The following is an 18,305-nucleotide window of genomic DNA, read 5'->3' as shown; positions in this document are numbered from 1 at the left end:
ACCGATCATGATGTCGAAACGCTTCTTTCGAGTATATCGCGCGGCCTGCTCCGCTTTCGCCGCGGCGGCACTCGTTGCGTGCGGCACCGCGTCCGCCGGGCGTCACGCGGCCCCCGCTCCGATGAGCGACGACCGCATTTTCGTGCAATTGCGCGAGGCGGCCCGCAACAACGACGCGGCGCGCGCCGCGCAGCTCGCGAGCATGATCCCGGACTATCCGGCGCCGTCTTATCTCGAGTACTTCCAGATCAAGCCCCAGCTTTTCGACAGCTCGGGCCATGCCCGGATCGACGCGCCCGACGAGCCCGTGCTGTCTTTCTTGAAGCGGCACGACGGTGAAGCGCTCGCCGACCGTATGCGCAACAACTATCTGACAGTGCTCGGCGCGCGGCACGACTGGCGCAATTTCGACGCCCAATACGCCCGCTTCGTGCTGGACGACGATACGCAGGTCAAATGTTATGCGCTCGAGTCGCGCGCCGCGCGCGGCGAAAACGTGGCCGATGCGGCGCGCGCGCTGCTCGTGGAGCCGCGCTATTACGGCGACGGCTGCGTCGATCTGATCACCGCGCTTGCGGCTGAGAAGCAATTCACGCCCGAGGACGTGTGGCAGCAGATCCTGCTCGCCTACGAGCAGAACGCCACGACGACGGGCAGCCGTATCGCCGACGCGCTCGGCGCGGCGCGACCGGATGCGACGCGCTTCGAACAGGCGACGAGCGCGCCGCCGCTCCTGCTCGCGAACGGTATCGGCGCGGATTCCGCCTCGCACGAGCTCGCCCTGTTGGCCATCACCGTCATGGCGCGCAACGACGCGGCCGCGGCGGCCGCCACCTTCGCGACCGTCGCGCCGCAGCTTTCGCTCGCCGAACGTGCGATCGGTTGGGGCACGATCGGCTATCAGGCCGCGGCGCGGCAGGTGCCGGGCGCGGTCGATTGGTTCCGCCTGTCCGCGAATGCACCGCTTTCGTACCCGGCCTATGAGTGGCGCACACGCAGCGCCTTGCTGGCGGGCGACTGGACGATGGTGCGCTGGTCGATCGAGCAGATGCCCACACCGCTGCGCGGCAGGCCGGCCTGGGTCTACTGGCACGCGCGCGCGCTGAAGCAGGCCGGCGAGACGGCCGCGGCGAACGAGGAATTCGAGCGTATCGCCTCGCGCTTCGATTTCTATGGCCAACTGGCCACCGAAGAGCTGGGCCGCAAGATCGAAATACCGCCCAAGACCACGGTGACCGACGCGGAAGTCGAGGCTGTCGCCAAGACGCCGGGCTTCGAGCTCGCGCGGCGCTTTTTTGCGCTGAACCTGCGGCTCGAGGGCAATCGCGAGTGGAATTGGCCGCTGCGCGGGATGACGGACCGCCAATTGCTGGCCGTGGCCGAGTATGCTCGCCGAATCCAGCTTTACGATCGCACCGTCAACACGGCGGATCGCACGCGAACCGAGCATGATTTCTCGCTGCGTTACCTGTCGCCGTTTCGCGATATCGTCGAGCGCGATGCCCAGACCAACGGGCTCGACGTGGAGTGGGCCTACGGGCTCATTCGTCAGGAGTCGCGCTTCATCATCGACGCGCGCTCGGGTGTCGGCGCGGGCGGCCTGATGCAGCTGATGCCGGGCACCGCGAAGATGGTCGCGAGGAAGATCGGTCTTGGCGCCGTCTCGCCGGCCGAGCTCAACGACATCAACACGAATATCCTGCTCGGCACGACCTATCTGTCGATGATCTACAATCAGTTCGACGGTTCGGCCGTGCTCGCGACCGCCGGCTACAACGCCGGCCCGGGGCGTCCGCGGCAATGGCAGGCGGCGTTGCCGCGTGCCGTCGAAGGGGCCATTTTCGCGGAGACCATTCCGTTCAACGAGACCCGCGACTACGTCAAGAATGTGCTGTCGAACACGGTCTACTACGCGGCGCTGTTCGAAGGCCGTCCGCAATCGCTGAAGGCCAGGCTCGGCGCCATCCTGCCAAACTGACGCCGCTTAGCGGCCGCCCCGGTGCGCAGCTCGCTGTGCGCCGTGCGCGCGCGAGTGCTTCGGCGGCCATAGCGAAAGGAGGCGAAGATGCGGCATCAATCCGTAGCGTTGATCGGCGGTTCCGGCTTTATCGGCTCACATCTGGCCAATGCGCTCGTCGCGGCGGGCAAGTCCGTCCGGCTGGCCACGCGAAGTCGCGCACGCGCACGTCATCTGACGATGCTGCCCATCGACGTGCTCGAAGTCGATGTCTTCGATCCTGTCGCGCTCGCGCGCTTCGTCGAGGGCGCCGATGCGGTCGTGAACCTGGTCGGCACGCTCCATGGCGGGCGGGGCCGTCCCTACGGGCGCGAATTTGCGAGCGCGCATGTCGAGCTCCCGGCGAAGATCGTGGCCGCCTGCGAGGGCAAGGGGGTGCATCGGCTCGTTCATATCAGCGCGCTCAATGCCGATCCCGCCGGGCCGAGCATGTACCTGCGCTCGAAAGGCGATGGCGAAAAAGCCGTGCGCGCCGGATCGCGGCTGGCCACGACGATTTTTCGTCCGTCGGTCGTATTTGGGCCGCAAGACAACTTCCTGAATACCTTTACCCTACTGCAGCGCCTCTTTCCGGTGATTCCGCTCGCGAAGTCCGATGCGAAGTTTCAGCCTGTCTTTGTCGGGGACGTGGCGAGCGCGATCGTGAATACGCTCGATCTCGATGCGGCAAGCGGGTGCACCTACGAACTGGGCGGGCCGACGGTCTATACGCTCGAAGCGCTCGTGAAGTTCTGCGGGGACGCCGTGGGGCGTCACGCGCGCATCGTGCGCTTGCCCGATGCTTTCGCCTATATGCAGGCCATGACGTTCGAGATGCTGCCGGGAGCCGTGCTCACGCGAGACAACCTCGATTCGATGACGCGCGATGCCGTGCTGAGCGGCCCGCTTGCACCCGAGCTCGGCATCGAGCCGGCGAGCATGGAGGCCATCGCGCCGGCCTATCTCGGCAATGCTTCGCTCAGATCGCGCTTCAGTGCGTTTCGTACGACGGCCGGTCGTTGACGGCCGTCGTGATGTGCCGTAGTCAGTCGCTTGCTCAACCTTCTCATCACAACTCGCGATATGAAACTCGTAATCGGTGACAAGAACTATTCCTCGTGGTCGATGCGGCCCTGGGTGCTGATGCGCCAAGCGGGCATTCCGTTCGACGAAATTTCCATCGAGCTTGGCGAAGCGTCCACGCCCGCGCGGATTCTCCAGTATTCGCCCTCGTGCAAGGTGCCTTGCCTCGTCACCGACGATGGTCAGTCGGTATGGGAATCGCTGGCCATTTCCGAAACGCTCGCCGAGCGCTTTCCCGAGCTGGCGCTATGGCCTCGCGAACCCGCGGCGCGCGCGCATGCGCGCTCGGTCGCCAGCGAAATGCACGGCGGCTTCGGCGAGCTTCGTTCGGCCATGTGGATGAACATCCGGGCGAAGTGGCCAGGCGCCAATGCCACGCCCGGTGCGTTGGCCGACATTGCCCGCATCGATGCGATCTGGTCCGAATGCCTTGCGCGCTACGGCGGTCCTTTCCTCTTTGGCGCGTCGTTTACGATCGCCGATGCGATGTATGCGCCGGTCGTCATGCGGTTCAATACCTATGCCCCGAAGCTGTCCGAGGCGGCGAGCGCTTACGCCAGGCACATCACCGCGTTGCCGGCGGTGCGGGAGTGGATCGAAAGCGCCCTGCGGGAAACGCATCGGCTCGACAAATACGAAACGCCGCAATGAAGATTTACGCTGTAGGCGGTGCCATTCGTGACGAACTGCTCGGCGTGCCCGTGTCGGACCGCGACTATGTCGTGGTCGGCGCGACACCCGAGCAGATGGTTGCGCAGGGTTATCGCCCCGTGGGCAAGGACTTCCCCGTCTTTCTGCATCCGGCTACCCAGGAGGAGTACGCGCTCGCGCGTACCGAGCGCAAGACGGCCGCCGGTTATCACGGGTTTCAGTTCTACTATGCGCCGGACGTGACGCTCGAAGAGGATCTGGCACGGCGCGACCTGACCATCAACGCGATGGCGCGCGAAGTCCGGCCCGACGGCGAACTGACGGGGCCTGTCATCGATCCGTTCGACGGGCAGCGCGATCTCGCTGAAAAGCGGTTTCGGCATGTCGGTGAGGCGTTCGTCGAAGATCCGGTACGCATCTTGCGCCTCGCGCGCTTCGCGGCCCGCTTCCACGATTTCGACGTGGCGCCCGATACGCTGGCGCTGATGAAAACGATGGTCGCGGCCGGCGAAGTCGATGCGCTCGTACCCGAGCGCGTCTGGCAGGAAATCTCGCGTGGCCTGATGGAAAACAAGCCTTCGCGCATGTTTGCGGCATTGCGCGAGTGCGGGGCGCTGGCGCGCGTACTGCCCGAGGTCGACGCGCTCTTCGGTGTCGCGCAGCGCGCCGACTACCATCCCGAAGTCGATACCGGCGTGCATGTGATGATGGTCGTCGATTACGCCGCCGCGCGCGGTTATGCGCTGGCCGTGCGATTTGCCGCACTCACGCACGATCTGGGCAAGGCGACGACACCGGCTGACGTCTTGCCGCGACATATCGGCCACGAGATGCGCAGCGTCGATCTGCTCAGGCCGATGTGCGAGCGGTTGCGTGTGCCGAACGAATGCCGCGATCTCGCGCTGCTCGTGGCGCGCGAGCACGGCAACATCCACCGCGTGATGGACATGGGCGCGGCGGCACTCGTGCGCCTTCTAGAGCGCTCCGATGCCCTGCGCAAGCCGGCGCGCTTCGCCGAAGCGCTACAGGCCTGCGAATCGGATGCGCGCGGGCGGCTCGGCTTCGAAATGCGCGAGTATCCTCAGGCCGAGCGGTTGCGCGTGGCGCTCGTGGCCGCCCGGGCGGTGGATGCCGGGGCCATCGCCCAAGCCCAGGCGCAGCAGGGGCAAGGGCAGGATGGCAAGCCCGCGGGAGCCGAGAAGATAAAGGAAGCCGTGCATCGCGCTCGTGTCGCGGCCGTGGCGGCGGCGCTGGGCCAGGCGCCCGACGCGCTCAGCGAGGACGCCGGCGCTTCATGACGTCATAGCGTGTGCGAACGATCGCCGCGCGCGAACGCATCCAAGGTCCGCTCGATGCCGCGCGAGAAGGCGATCACCTTGAAGAGTTCGCCCATCTCGGCTTCGGAAAGCAGCTTCTGCACCGCATTCGCAGCCGGCAGGAAGCGCGACGTGTCGGACGCGTCCAGTTCGGACAGCGCCTCCGTGATGCCCGCATTCATCAGAAACCGGGCCTGCGCCGTATAGCCGAGCAGATCGGCGCCCGCTTCCGTTCCGGCAACGGCAATCGCCGTGAATTCGACGTGAGCGGTGATGTCCTGCAACCCCGGGTGAAAGAACGGATCGTCGTGGGAGTGGTGGCGGTAATGGCACATGAGCGTGCCTTGCGCACGTTGCGGATGGTAGTACTCGTGACGTGGAAAGCCATAGTCGACGAAAAACGCCGCGCCGCTGGAAAGCATCGTGCAGACAGTGCGTGTGAAGGCTGCGGCAGCCGCGTGCGTTTCCGCGACGTAGTCGATCGACGGGTCGATCCGCTCGTCGAGTTCGGCCAGCACGGCGGCATCGTAATCGGTGAGCACCGTGCCGCCGTGTTCAGCGTTGGCGTCTTCACGCCCGGTGGGGCGGTCGGCGAAGCCCAGTTTTCCGTCCGCGCCCGTCGCGACGCCGCGTTCATGCCATACGCCGCCCGTGCGTACAAATAGCTTGACCGGCATCGCATCGAGCACCTCGTTGCCTAGCGCGACACCGGCGAAGCGCTCGGGCAGCGCATCGAGCCAGCGTACGCGCTGCGCGAGGTCTCCGGCGAGCGCCTCGATCGTCTCGCGCTGGCGCGCGCGCAGCTCGCCCGACAGCTCGACGATGGCGTAGCTGTCGAACGGCACGCCGAGCGCGTCCAGTGTCGTGAGCAGGCCCGCGGCGAGCTTGCCCGTGCCGGCACCGAATTCGATCAATTCGCGTGTGCCGCTCTCGGCCAGCGCTTGGGCGACGGGGCGCGCGAGTGTCGACGCAAAAAGTGGGGAGAGTTCGGGCGCCGTGACGAAGTCGCTGCCGTCTTGCGCGCGCAGGCCGAATTTGCGCGCTCCGCCGCTGTAGTAGCCGAGGCGCGGGGCATACAGGACGCGCTCCATATACCGATCGAACGGCAGCCAGCCGCCCGCCGCCGCGATGTCGTCTCGAACGAGCGCGACGAGCGCCTGGGAGGCCGCCAGCGCGTCCGGGTCCGGAACGGGTAAACTACCGGGTTTGTGAGCATTCTGATTCATTCCGGCATTGTAAATGAGCGCCCCTTCCGATCCGCGCGCGAGTCCTGACGCAGGTGCCAGTCGCGCCACGCCCGCCGGTGGCGCTGACGCGCACGGGCGCGTCGTGCTCGTCACGGGCGCCGCGCGGCGCATTGGCCGGGCGCTGGCGCTCGGCTTCGCTGCAAAAGGCTGGGATGTGGCCGTCCATTACGGCACATCGGGCCGCGAGGCCGAGGGCGTCGTCGCCGAGATTCGCGCGCTGGGCCGCCGCGCTTGCGCGCTCGAAGCGGATCTGGCCGTCGAGGAGGACGTGGCGCAGCTCGTGCCGGCCTGCACGGCCGCGCTGGGCCGACCGCGCTGCATCGTCAACAACGCTTCGCGTTTCGTCGAGGATACGGCGGTGACCGTCGGCTACGAGACGCTGCTGCAACTGATGGCGGTCAACTTGGGCGCGCCGCTCGTACTGGCGCGCGCACTGCATGCGGCGACGCCCGCGGCCGCCTGCGAAGACGAGGCCGAGCGCGGTGTCGTCATCAACGTGCTCGATCAGAAGCTTTACAACCTGAATCCGGACTATTTGTCCTACACATTGTCCAAGGCGGCGCTGCAAACGGCAACGGTGGCGCTGGCACAGGCGCTGGCACCGAAAGTGCGCGTGGTCGGTATCGCACCGGGGCTGACCTTGCCCTCGGCCGATCAGACGCCCGACGGCTTTGCCGCCGCGCACCGCGTCACGCCGCTCGGCCGTGCGTCCCGTCTCGAGGACATCGTGCAGGCGGCCTGCTATCTCGCCGATGCGTCGGGCGTGACGGGGGCGACGCTCGTCGTGGATGGCGGCCAGCATCTCGTGCCGCTGCCGCGCGATGTGATGTTTTTGACGCCCGAAGGCAAGTAGCGTTTCGGGAGAACGGGGCGCCTGTGCCGGGCGCGACGCTCGATTGGCGAGCTTGGCCGGATGCGATGAGGCATCGCCGGTGCGCATTTTTTGATTGGAATGAATATGGTTTGCGCTCTCTTGCACCCCCGGCTCGCCGACTGTCGCAGGCTTTTTCTGCGCAATTACGAAGTTTTCATCAATATCGGCGTGCACGAGTTCGAAAAGCGCGGCGAGCAGCGCGTCGTCATCAACGTCGAGCTGTTCGTGCCGCTCGCGCAGACGACGCCTGTCGACGACAAGCTTCATGAGGTTGTCGACTATGACTTCATGCGCGCGACGATCGCCGATCGCGTCGGCCGCGGCCATATCCATTTGCAGGAGACGCTGTGCGACGACGTCGCCCGCGTGCTGCTCGCGCATCCGCAGGTGAGGGCCGTGAGCGTATCGACCGAAAAGCCTGATGTTTATCCGGACTGCGATGCCGTGGGCGTCGAAGTCTTTCGCATCAAAGAGGAAGATTGAGATGAATGCGCCAGAACACGCCGCCGCGAACGCCGAGGCAGGGCAAGCGCGCCAGGCGCTCACGCGCCGCGAGCAGAAGGAAGCCTACGAGAACAACAAGCTGTTCAAGCGGCTTGCGCGTCTGGTCGGGCAGGCGATCGGCGATTTCAACATGATCGAGGATGGCGACAAGGTCATGGTCTGCATGTCGGGCGGCAAGGACAGTTACGCGTTGCTCGATATTTTGCTGCGGCTGCGCGAGCGCGCGCCGATCCATTTCGATATCGTGGCCGTGAACCTCGATCAAAAGCAGCCCGGCTTTCCCGAGCATGTGCTGCCCGAGTATCTGAGCAGCATGAACGTGCCGTTCCATATCGAGAACCAGGACACCTACAGCATCGTCAAGCGGCTCGTGCCCGAGGGCAAGACCACCTGTTCGCTGTGCTCGCGGCTGCGGCGCGGCATTCTCTACCGTGTGGCCGGCGAGCTCGGCGCCACGAAAATCGCACTCGGCCATCATCGCGACGACATCCTGCAGACGCTGTTGCTCAATCTTTTTTACGGCGGCAAGCTCAAGGGCATGCCGCCCAAGCTGCAGTCGGACGACGGCAAGAACGTCGTGATCCGGCCGCTCGCCTATGTGAAAGAAACGGACCTCGAGAAATACGCCGAACTACGCGCGTTTCCGATCATTCCCTGCAATCTGTGCGGGAGTCAGCCGAATCTGAAGCGTGCGGAAATGAAAGCGCTGATTCGCGAGTGGGACAAACGGTTTCCGGGGCGTGTGGAGAACATGTTCAATGCGCTTTCGAACGTCGTGCCGTCGCATTTGATGGATCCGCGGCTTTTTCCGTTTGCGGGATTGCGCGCGACGGGCAACGCCGATCCGCTTGGAGACATCGCTTTCGACGATGACCCTTGTTCAGCGGACGGAGCGGGCGGCGGGGATGCCGGCGCAGCACAACCGATCTCGTTCGCGCAATTCGACGACCTCTGATGCGCGGGCGCGCCCTGAGCGTGTGCCGTGCCGCTTTGGTGTAAAGAGCGCGATGTTAGAATCGCGCACCTGATACCTCTCTATTCGTGTCGACGCAATGAATATCGTCGTCTTGGCCGCAGGCGCCGGCAAACGGATGCGCTCCGCGTTGCCCAAAGTGCTCCACCCATTGGCCGGCCGGCCATTGCTATCCCATGTCATCGAAACGGCGCGAATGCTGTCTCCGACCCGCATCGTCGTCGTTGTCGGGCACGGCGGCGAGGCCGTCCAGCAGGCCGTGGCCGCCCCGGACATCAAGTTCGCCGTGCAGCATGAGCAGCTTGGCACCGGTCACGCCGTGCAGCAGGCCCTGCCGCTGCTCGATCCGGCCCAGCCCACGCTCGTGCTGTACGGCGATGTGCCGCTGACGAAGGCGTCGACGCTCAAACGCCTCGTCGACGCAGCCGTGGACGGCCGCTATGGCCTGCTCACGGTCACGCTCGACGATCCTCACGGATACGGCCGCATCGTGCGGGACCCCGCGGGCTATGTCGTGCGCATCGTCGAGCAGAAGGATGCCACGCTCGAAGAGCTGCGCATTGCCGAGATCAATACGGGCATCGTCGTGACGCCCACGGCACAGCTCGCGATGTGGCTCGGCGCGCTGAAGAACGACAACGCGCAGGGTGAGTACTATTTGACCGATGTCGTTGAGCGCGCCATCGAAGCCGGTTTCGATGTGGTCACGACGCAGCCCGACGAGGAATGGGAAACCCTTGGCGTGAACAGCAAGGCGCAACTGGCCGAGCTCGAGCGGATTCATCAAGGCAATGTCGCCGACGCGTTGCTGCAAGCCGGCGTGACGCTGGCCGATCCCGCGCGGCTCGATGTGCGCGGTGCATTGAGCTGCGGGCGCGACGTTTCGATCGACGTCAACTGCGTGTTCGAGGGCGAGGTCACGCTCGGTGATGAGGTGAGCGTCGGCGCGCACTGCGTGTTGCGCAACGCAACGATCGGCGCCGGTACGCGCATCGAGCCGTTCACGCATATCGATGGCGCGGCCGTGGGCGAGCGCACCGTACTTGGCCCTTATGCGCGGCTGCGGCCCGGCACGGCGCTTGCGGACGAGGTGCATATCGGCAACTTCGTCGAGGTCAAGAATGCCGCGCTCGGGCGGGGCTCCAAGGCGAACCACCTCACTTATATCGGCGATGCGGACGTCGGGGCGCGGGTCAATGTGGGCGCCGGTACGATCACCTGCAACTACGACGGCGCGAACAAGCATCGCACGGTGATCGAGGATGACGTGTTCGTGGGCTCCGATACGCAGCTCGTGGCACCTGTGCGTGTTGGGCGGGGCGTCACGATTGCCGCGGGGACGACCGTCTGGAAGGATGTACCCGAAGATACGCTGGTGCTCAATGAGAAGACGCAGCGTACCCGAACGGGTTACGTGCGTCCGGTGAAGAAAAAGGGCTGACGAGGCCGATCAGAATACGAACCGGCGCGCGCGCGGCGTGCGCTGCAAATGGCGGAAGTTTCATCGAGGAAGGGATAGAACCATGTGTGGCATTGTCGGCGCGGTTGCGCAGCGAAATATCGTCTCCGTTCTCATCGAAGGACTTCGCCGCCTCGAATATCGCGGCTACGATTCCTGCGGTGTGGCCGTGCTGGCCGGCGACGCGCCGCGCCGTGCGCGCAGCGTGTCGCGCGTGGCGGACCTCGATGCGCAAGTCCATGACGGACGGCTCGAAGGCGTGACCGGCATTGCGCATACGCGCTGGGCCACGCACGGCGCACCGGTGACCGACAACGCTCACCCGATTTTCTCGCGCGATGCCGTCGCGCTCGTTCACAACGGCATCATCGAAAACTACGAGTCGCTGCGCGAGATGCTGCGCGGCAAGGGCTACGAGTTCGTTTCGCAGACCGATACGGAGGTGATCGCTCATCTCGTGCACAGCCTCTATCGCGGCAGTCTCTACGAGGCCGTTTGCGAGGCGACGCGGCAACTGCATGGCGCGTATGCGATCGCCGTCGTGCACAAGGACGAGCCGAATACGGTGGTGGGCGCGCGGCAAGGTTCGCCGCTCGTCGTGGGCTTGGGTGAGGGCGAGAACTTTCTGGCTTCCGATGCGCTGGCGCTTGCCGGCAGCACGGACCGGTTCATGTTCCTGGAAGAGGGCGATGTTTGCGAGCTGACGCTCGACGGCGTGCGCATTTGCGATCGTGCCGGGCAGGACGCCCAGCGCGAAGTTCGCACGGTTCAGGCGTATGGCGGTGCCGTTGAACTCGGGCCGTATCGGCACTTCATGCAAAAGGAGATCTTCGAGCAGCCGCGCGCGATCTCCGATACGTTGCCGCAGGGCGATACGCTTGACCCTGCGCTGTTTGGCGAAGGCGCCGAAGGGGCGTTTCGCGAGATCGACAGCTTGCTGATTCTGGCTTGCGGCACGAGCTATTACTCGGGGCTGACCGCGAAGTATTGGCTCGAATCGATCGCGAAGATTCCGACGCAGGTCGAGATTGCCAGCGAGTATCGCTACCGCGAGTCGGTGCCGAATCCGAAGGCGCTGGTGGTGGTGATTTCGCAATCGGGCGAGACGGCCGATACGCTTGCAGCGCTCAAGCATGCGCAGGAGTTGGGGCATAAGCATACGCTCGCGATTTGCAATGTTTCGACGAGCGCGATGGTGCGTTTGACCGAACTGGCGTTTATGACGCGGGCCGGGCGCGAGATCGGTGTGGCTTCGACGAAGGCCTTCACCACGCAGCTCGTTGGGCTTTTTGTGCTGGCGGTGACGCTCGGTAAGCTGCGCGGGCATGTGGATGCTCAGCTCGAGGCGCAGTATGTGAAGAGCTTGCGGCATTTGCCCGCGGCATTGAACAGCGTGCTGGCGCTGGAGCCGCAAATCATCGCCTGGTCGGAAGAGTTTTCCCGCAAGGAAAATGCGCTGTTCCTCGGGCGTGGCATGCACTTTCCGATCGCGCTGGAAGGTGCGTTGAAGCTCAAGGAGATTTCGTATATTCATGCGGAAGCTTATCCGGCTGGAGAGCTCAAGCATGGGCCCCTCGCGCTCGTGACGGAGGCGATGCCGGTGGTGACGGTGGCGCCGAACGACGCGCTGCTCGAAAAGCTGAAGTCGAATATTCAGGAAGTGCGGGCGCGCGGCGGGCAGCTGTATGTGTTTGCCGATGCAGATACGCGGATCGGGAATGGAGAAGGCATTCACGTGATTCGGATGCCCGAGCATTATGGAATGCTCTCGCCGATTCTTCATGTGGTGCCGCTGCAGTTGTTGGCGTATCACACCGCTTGTGCGCGGGGGACGGATGTCGATAAGCCGCGGAATTTGGCTAAGTCGGTTACGGTGGAGTGAGGGGGATTGCCCTTGCAGCCACGTAGCAACTTCGAATAGTTTCACTTAAAGCAATCACCGAAGTTTTACTTAATGCCCCATGAGATTCCCGCAAACGTCCGCGGGGCGGGGCTTAAGTGAAACTGTTCCAACGGCATCCACGCATGGTCGAAGCGCGGCATGCCTCGGAAAATCGATGTCATGCTCTGCGACCGCGGGGGCGCCTTCAGGCCGCCGTCATTGAATGCGGGTGGTTAGTCAGGCCGTTCGACGCCCTGATTGATGCGGCCCGCGCTTCCCACCAATAGCCACTCGACTGCGACTTCCGGATAGTCCTGCGGCCAATCCTGTGCAAGCACCCGAACGGCCTCGCTTACCTGTTCACTGATCGCCTCGGCCGCCATCACGGTCGGCCGACATTGTCGCCCTTATGCGGCGAGCATCAGATCCAGGTTTTGTACGGCCGCGCCGGATGCGCCTTTACCGAGGTTGTCGAAGACAGCGGACAGTAGCACCTGGCCACGGTCCGCGTTGATGAATACGCCTAGCCGGAGGTTGTTGGTTCCGTTCAGCGCTTGCGGATCGAGATGCGTTAGCGCGTCCGCATCTGCTAGTGGCATTACCTCGACATGACGCGCGTGTGCATATCGATGCGCCAGGCATTCGTGCAACCGCTCGCCGTCCACCCGGACGGGGAGCAGGCGCAACTCAATCGGCACCGTGAGAACGATACCTTGCCGGTACGCGCCGTAGGCCGGTACGAAGAACGGACGGTGCGCGAGCCCCGCGTACAGTTCGATCTCCGGCGTGTGCTTGTGTTCGAGTGCGAGGCCATAGACCTGAATGGGTGCTGCACGCGAGGCGCCGTCCGACTCGTATGCGTCGACAGCTGCTCGTCCGCCCCCCGAGTAGCCGGAGATCGCGTGGATTGCCACGGGGTAGTCGTGCGGCAGCAGGCCGGCCTCTAGAAGCGGCCGCAGCAAGGCGATCGCTCCCGTCGGATAGCAGCCCGGATTGGTAACGCGCCGGGCCTCCATGATTCTCTGTGCGTGCCCGTCGGCCATTTCCGGGAAGCCATAAACCCAATCAGGCTGGGTGCGATGGGCTGAGCTCGCATCGATCACGCGCACATGCGGATTCCGGATGAAACTGACTGATTCGCGCGCTGCCGCGTCGGGCAGGCACAAAATTGCGATGTCACATGCGTTGATCGCCTCCGCTCGCCGCCGCGGGTCCTTGCGCTCGGCGGCGGGCAGCGCGACGAGCCGCAAGTCGGCGCGCTCGCCCAGACGCTCATGGATCTGCAGCCCAGTGGTGCCCTGGTCGCCGTCAATGAAAACTGTAGGTAGGCTCATAGTGGCTGCACTCCTCGAATTCGATCATGCGGTGGGGAAGCTGTATCATCCACCTTCTGCTTGGAATAGGAAAAGTTGAATTTTCTGAGCAGCTGATTCAGTTTTTGCAAACTGGAGAATTTCGATGCGCGAGATCAGTCTCGACCGCCTGCGCACGCTGGTTGCGATCGCGGACCACGGGTCCTTTTTAGCTGCGGCGCGGCTGCTGCATCTCGCACCACCGACTGTCAGCCTCCACATCGCCGAACTGGAAGACCGCATCGGTGCCCCGTTGCTGTCCCGCAAGCGAGGGAACGTGCGGCCGTCGGCGATCGGCGAAGTGCTGGTGGAGCGGGCGCGCCATCTGCTTGCAGAGATCGAGTCGACGCTGGACGACCTTAGCCGGCAGGTGCAGGGGCTGGCCGGGCGCGTACGCCTGGGCGCGTCTACCGGCGCGATCGCGCATTTGTTGCCGCAGTCGGTAGCGCAACTTCGCGAGCAGTACCCGGACATCGACGTGCAGATCGCGGTACTCACGTCGCAGGAGACGCTGGCGCGGCTCGCGCAAGGCACGCTCGATGTGGGGCTCGTCGCCCTGCCGCAATCCCCGGTCGCGGGACTCGCGATCCGGTCGTGGCGCCGCGATCCGGTCATGGCCTTCCTGCCTGCCGACTGGCGTTGCCCGGCCCGAATTACGCCCGCGTGGCTCGCGAAGCAACCCCTGATTCTCAACGATGCGACCACGCGCCTGTCGCGGCTCATATCGGAATGGTTCGCGTTGGGCGGCTACCGGCCGGTGCCGCGGATCGAACTCAATTTCAACGACGCAATCAAGAGCCTTGTCGCCGCAGGCTATGGTGCGGCGCTCCTGCCCCATGAGGCAGGGGCGCCGCAGTCGAATGCGCGGATTGTGATGCGTCCGCTGCGTCCAGCCCTCTCGCGCGAACTGGGCATTGCCCATCGGGCGGGCCCGATCGAGCGCGCGACACAGCACGTGCTCGACGCGTTGTGGGAACTCAAGGCGCGGTAGATTGCGGCGCGCTCCGGAGGGCTGACCGGCTCTCGGCGAAGGCGTTGTCAGCGCACCGCCGCAAGCCCCGGATCGATGCCGGCGGTTGCGACCGATGCATCCCAGAGTCGCCGCGGCCGAGCCCATAGGCCGATACTCGCAATATGGCGCTCTTGACTTTGCCATTGTGGGAAGGTTGAAGATTCAGCAGTTGGCTGGTCAACCGCATTGCGGTTGACCCAGGATAGAAACCGGATATGAAAACCGTGAATCGCGAGGAATCCGCATGGTGCTGGCGGAGAGTAGAAAAGGAGCGTCAAGATGAGCGGTCAACATGGAGCAGACGAGCCTCATCGTCACCGGATTTCCGGCCACGCGTCACCGGGCGGGCATGACGCACCTGAGACGGACAAGCACGACCCTTCCGCGAGGCACGGAGACGACGCGCATGCTCATCACCATCAGGGCCATCAGCAGCCACACGAAGTGCCTGAGGGCACCATCTACACGTGCCCGATGCACCCGGAAATTCGCCAGGACCATCCCGGGCAATGTCCGAAGTGCGGCATGGCGCTCGAACCGATTCTGCCCAGCGTCGACGAGGGTGAGAATCCGGAACTGGTGGATTTCCGACGCCGGTTCTGGTGGACGTTGCCACTGACCGTCGTAGTTTTTGCGCTGGCGATGTTTGGCCATCGCCTCGGACTGATGAACGCCGGCACCGAAAACTGGGTCGAGTTCATCGTCTCTACGCCAGTCGTCCTGTGGGCAGGCCTGCCGTTTTTCGAACGGTGCGTGCGTTCATTCATGAACCGCAGCCCCAACATGTGGACGCTCATCGGGCTAGGGACAGGCGCGGCTTATATCTACAGTGTCATCGCCACCCTTTTCCCCAGCGTATTTCCTGAAACGTACAGCGCGCACGGTCGAGTCAGCGTGTATTTCGAAGCGGCGGCGGTCATCATTTCGCTGACGCTTGTCGGGCAATTGCTCGAACTGAAGGCCCGCTCGCAAACATCCGCAGCCATCAAGGCGCTGCTCGGGCTCGCCCCCAAGACCGCCCGACGTATCAACCCCGACGGCTCCGAGGAAGACGTTCCGTTGTCCCATGTGCATGTGGGCGACCTGCTTCGCGTGCGACCCGGCGAGAAAGTCCCCACGGATGGCGTGGTGACCGATGGCTCGAGTTCGCTGGACGAGTCCATGATTACTGGCGAGCCCATTCCCGTCACGAAGCGCGTTGGGGACCACGTCATTGGCGCAACGATGAACGCGACGGGCAGTCTCGTCATTCGATCAGAAAAGGTCGGCTCCGAGACCGTACTGTCGCAAATCGTCCAGATGGTCGCTCAGGCGCAACGGTCTCGGGCGCCCATGCAACGTATGGCGGACAAGGTAGCCGGGGTGTTTGTCGTCGGGGTCGTCAGCGTCGCGCTTCTCACTTTCATTGTGTGGGGCATCTTTGGACCCCAGCCTAGCTGGGTATTCGGTTTAATCAACGCGGTGGCGGTGCTCATCGTCGCCTGCCCGTGTGCGCTGGGCCTTGCGACGCCGATGTCCATCATGGTCGCAAGCGGCAAAGGCGCCACAACCGGGATTCTCTTTCGAGATGCAGCCGCGATCGAAAATCTGCGCAAGGTCGATGTGCTCATTGTCGACAAGACGGGAACGCTGACCGAGGGGCGTCCAGCTTTCGAGCGGGCCGTGGGCACAAACGGATACACGAGCGATGAAGTGCTTCGTTTGGCGGCGAGTCTGGACCAAGGTAGTGAGCATCCGCTTGCCGCAGCCATCGTTGCCGCTGCGCGTGAGAAGAATTTCACTTTGGACCGCCCGGACAATTTCGAATCCGCGACGGGTATTGGCGTGCGAGGACAGGTCGCCGGCAGAACACTCGCGCTTGGCAACACCGCGCTGATGCAGACTGACGCTGTCTCTGTGGAATCCCTGGCCAAGGAGGCGGACGGTATGCGCGCGCAAGGCGCCAGTGTCATGTACTTGGCGGCCGATGGCGGCCTGGCCGGACTGCTGGCAGTCGCTGACCCGATAAAGGCGACGACGTCTCAGGCGCTTTCGACATTGAAGGAGAACGGTATTCGCGTCGTGATGGCGACCGGCGATGGCATGGTCACTGCCAAGGCCGTCGCCGAGAAGCTCGGCGTCGATGAGTTCCATGGCGAGGTGAAGCCTGCCGACAAGCTCGAACTGGTGACACAGCTTCAGCAAGCCCGACATGTCGTGGCGATGGCTGGGGACGGTATCAACGATGCTCCGGCACTCGCGAAAGCCGATGTCGGCGTTGCGATGGGAACAGGCACGGACGTGGCGATGAGCAGTGCGCAAGTGACGCTCGTCAAGGGCGACTTGCGCGGTATTGCACGGGCGCGAGAGCTATCGGAGGCAACGGTCGCCAACATGAAGCAAAACCTTGGCTTCGCGTTCGTGTACAACGCATTCGGCGTTCCGCTGGCGGCCGGCGTGCTTTACCCGTTCACCGGGTTGCTGCTCTCGCCGATGATTGCAGCGCTTGCGATGAGCCTGAGTTCAGCTTCCGTCATTTCGAACGCGCTGCGACTGCGAAACGCGAAGATTTAGCTTGTCGTGCAGCATGAAGCGTTAGCACGGACGGCGAAGCAACCGATATTGTGAATCGAATAACCACAGGCAGGACGCACCCCGGAGCACACGGCGTGAGCGGCCGCCCCGCCCCTCATTTGTAATAGGCCCGCTCTACCGGCCCGCGCTCTAAAATCGGCCCACCAACCTGCAGGCGCTCGTCAAGGCTGAAGCATCGCCGTATCGGGATACCATCACCTAACGCACGAAGAGGGAATGGTCAAAGATGGGACACGATACGCGCCTCGCCGCCGCGAGTCGCGTATCGAACCGAGCACTGCTTAGCTAGACGCCGCCACCACGTAGGTCACCTGCCCAACCGGTGCAATCTGTTGTGGCCCGACGCCTACCGTCTGCGGAGCTTGTGCATACCGTGAATCGAGCACTCCAAGTTCCAGCGCACGAGCATATTTTTCTTGCGGCACCTCGTAGTTCACACTCAGGGTGAGGGAACTGCCCGCAGCAGGTACTTGACCTGAGGTATTCCAGTACTGGAACGCGACGGATGAATTAAATCCAGGGTCCACGTCGATCTGAATGCCGGCTACGTAGCTATTGCCCGTGGTCTTCATCGGCTGCAGCAGGATGGACTTCATTTCAGGAGTGAAGCAGTCGCCGATCAGAGCTATGGTGTCGCCCGCTGGGATGCCTTGGGTGGATATCGTGAGTTGCAACGTCGCGGATTCTCCGATGCTCATCGGAATGTTGAATCCCATCCGGGCGAGCAGAGGACCATTGACTGGGTCGAAGGTCAGTACGTTGCGAAACCCGATACCCAGTTGCTGGGTCAGCAGTTGAGACATCTCCAGCCAACTGCTTATCGTGGGGATGGCCGCCGCGTTATTCTGCGCAACGAAGCTATAGAAGGCGTTGGGGTTCGGCAGTGACTCGACGCCGGTGTCGAGCACAAAGCCGTCGTTGCCCACCCCGACAAAGCCCGGCGCGGCCTGCACCTTCACGCCTTCGCTGCCGGCAGCGGTCAGCAGCGGATTGTTCTTCCAGGTCGAAGGAAACAGGATCAACTGGGCCGGCGTCCAGAACAGGCTGATTTCGCCGTCGAAGTCTTCCGTCGAGCCGTTAAGCCCGCGCACGTAGTAGTAGTTTTTGCCCGGCGTTGGAGAAGTGGGATAGATCGTGTTCCAACTGCTGACCGTGCCGAAAGTCTTCTGCGGGTCGGCAACCGGCGTGCTGCTCTGAATGATGTCGGGGCAGGCATTGAACGGGGCGACGGCCGGAAGCGTGCCTTGAGACTTGAGGTTGTCTCGCAGATACAGGCCGTCGTAGGTCGAAGCGGTTCCCTGCAGCGCAGGCGCTGCGTCATGCGCAAATGCTGTGCTCATTGAAAGTCTCCTTGCTCTAGGGATGACGGAAATCTTCGGGGC

General features: G+C 63.8%; 14 protein-coding genes. 11 read left to right on the top strand and 3 right to left on the bottom strand.

Going from position 1 to position 18,305, the window contains the following annotated elements:
- Window positions 1-10: 10 nt before the first annotated feature.
- The 4 genes from ACR9ZC_RS25965 to ACR9ZC_RS25950 all read left to right on the top strand — a co-directional run bounded on the left by ACR9ZC_RS25965 (window position 11) and on the right by ACR9ZC_RS25950 (window position 5,028).
- Entirely contained in the window at window positions 11-1,978 is a 1,968-nt protein-coding gene (locus ACR9ZC_RS25965; protein ID WP_481582778.1) for a lytic transglycosylase domain-containing protein, read from the top strand.
- An 87-nt stretch (window positions 1,979-2,065) separates the two neighbouring features.
- Window positions 2,066-3,019, top strand: a complete 954-nt coding sequence (locus tag ACR9ZC_RS25960) for a complex I NDUFA9 subunit family protein (RefSeq protein WP_481582460.1) — start codon at window positions 2,066-2,068, stop codon at window positions 3,017-3,019.
- 60 nt (window positions 3,020-3,079) lie between these two features.
- Window positions 3,080-3,730: a glutathione S-transferase family protein gene (locus ACR9ZC_RS25955; protein WP_481582459.1), complete on the top strand. Its 651-nt coding sequence runs from the start codon at window positions 3,080-3,082 to the stop codon at window positions 3,728-3,730.
- The gene (locus tag ACR9ZC_RS25950; RefSeq protein WP_481582458.1) at window positions 3,727-5,028 is read left to right on the top strand and encodes a multifunctional CCA addition/repair protein; all 1,302 of its coding nucleotides are present in this window, start codon (window positions 3,727-3,729) and stop codon (window positions 5,026-5,028) included. The genes ACR9ZC_RS25955 and ACR9ZC_RS25950 overlap by 4 nt, the downstream gene beginning before the upstream one ends.
- A 2-nt stretch (window positions 5,029-5,030) precedes the next feature.
- Here ACR9ZC_RS25950 and ACR9ZC_RS25945 read toward each other — a convergent pair whose 3' ends face one another.
- Window positions 5,031-6,272 (bottom strand): class I SAM-dependent methyltransferase, encoded by a 1,242-nt coding sequence (locus ACR9ZC_RS25945; RefSeq protein WP_481582457.1) that lies wholly within the window; start codon window positions 6,270-6,272, stop codon window positions 5,031-5,033.
- A 13-nt stretch (window positions 6,273-6,285) separates the two neighbouring features.
- Here ACR9ZC_RS25945 and ACR9ZC_RS25940 point away from each other — a divergent pair, with 13 nt between their 5' ends.
- From ACR9ZC_RS25940 to glmS, 5 genes are all read left to right on the top strand, one after another.
- The gene (locus ACR9ZC_RS25940) at window positions 6,286-7,146 is read left to right on the top strand and encodes an SDR family oxidoreductase (protein WP_481582456.1); all 861 of its coding nucleotides are present in this window, start codon (window positions 6,286-6,288) and stop codon (window positions 7,144-7,146) included.
- A gap of 105 nt (window positions 7,147-7,251) precedes the next feature.
- Window positions 7,252-7,650 (top strand): dihydroneopterin aldolase, encoded by a 399-nt coding sequence (locus ACR9ZC_RS25935; RefSeq protein ID WP_331572048.1) that lies wholly within the window; start codon window positions 7,252-7,254, stop codon window positions 7,648-7,650.
- Between the two features lies 1 nt (window position 7,651).
- A complete protein-coding gene (ttcA, locus tag ACR9ZC_RS25930; RefSeq protein ID WP_331572046.1) occupies window positions 7,652-8,626 on the top strand; it encodes a tRNA 2-thiocytidine(32) synthetase TtcA in 975 nt (324 codons plus the stop codon).
- A gap of 97 nt (window positions 8,627-8,723) precedes the next feature.
- Window positions 8,724-10,085, top strand: coding sequence for a bifunctional UDP-N-acetylglucosamine diphosphorylase/glucosamine-1-phosphate N-acetyltransferase GlmU (glmU, locus tag ACR9ZC_RS25925; protein ID WP_440563817.1), 1,362 nt, complete (start codon window positions 8,724-8,726; stop codon window positions 10,083-10,085).
- An 82-nt stretch (window positions 10,086-10,167) separates the two neighbouring features.
- Window positions 10,168-11,985, top strand: coding sequence for a glutamine--fructose-6-phosphate transaminase (isomerizing) (gene glmS, locus ACR9ZC_RS25920; RefSeq protein ID WP_481582455.1), 1,818 nt, complete (start codon window positions 10,168-10,170; stop codon window positions 11,983-11,985).
- Window positions 11,986-12,392: 407 nt separating this feature from the next.
- Here the strand turns inward: glmS and argC are convergent, their stop codons facing one another.
- Window positions 12,393-13,319, bottom strand: coding sequence for an N-acetyl-gamma-glutamyl-phosphate reductase (gene argC, locus ACR9ZC_RS25915; RefSeq protein WP_481582454.1), 927 nt, complete (start codon window positions 13,317-13,319; stop codon window positions 12,393-12,395).
- 124 nt (window positions 13,320-13,443) lie between these two features.
- On the opposite strand from argC, the gene ACR9ZC_RS25910 reads away from it, so the two are divergent.
- Window positions 13,444-14,328: a LysR family transcriptional regulator gene (locus tag ACR9ZC_RS25910; protein WP_481582453.1), complete on the top strand. Its 885-nt coding sequence runs from the start codon at window positions 13,444-13,446 to the stop codon at window positions 14,326-14,328.
- A 495-nt stretch (window positions 14,329-14,823) separates the two neighbouring features.
- Window positions 14,824-16,902 (top strand): copper-transporting P-type ATPase, encoded by a 2,079-nt coding sequence (locus ACR9ZC_RS25905; protein WP_481582777.1) that lies wholly within the window; start codon window positions 14,824-14,826, stop codon window positions 16,900-16,902.
- A gap of 302 nt (window positions 16,903-17,204) precedes the next feature.
- Here the strand turns inward: ACR9ZC_RS25905 and ACR9ZC_RS25900 are convergent, their stop codons facing one another.
- The gene (locus ACR9ZC_RS25900; RefSeq protein WP_481582452.1) at window positions 17,205-18,263 is read right to left on the bottom strand and encodes a hypothetical protein; all 1,059 of its coding nucleotides are present in this window, start codon (window positions 18,261-18,263) and stop codon (window positions 17,205-17,207) included.
- Between the last annotated feature and the right edge of the window lie 42 nt (window positions 18,264-18,305).

The organism is Trinickia sp. HAY1-2D, from assembly GCF_056754935.1.
The sequence above is the reverse complement of the archived record's forward strand: the minus strand, read 5'-3'. Positions and strand labels throughout refer to the sequence as shown.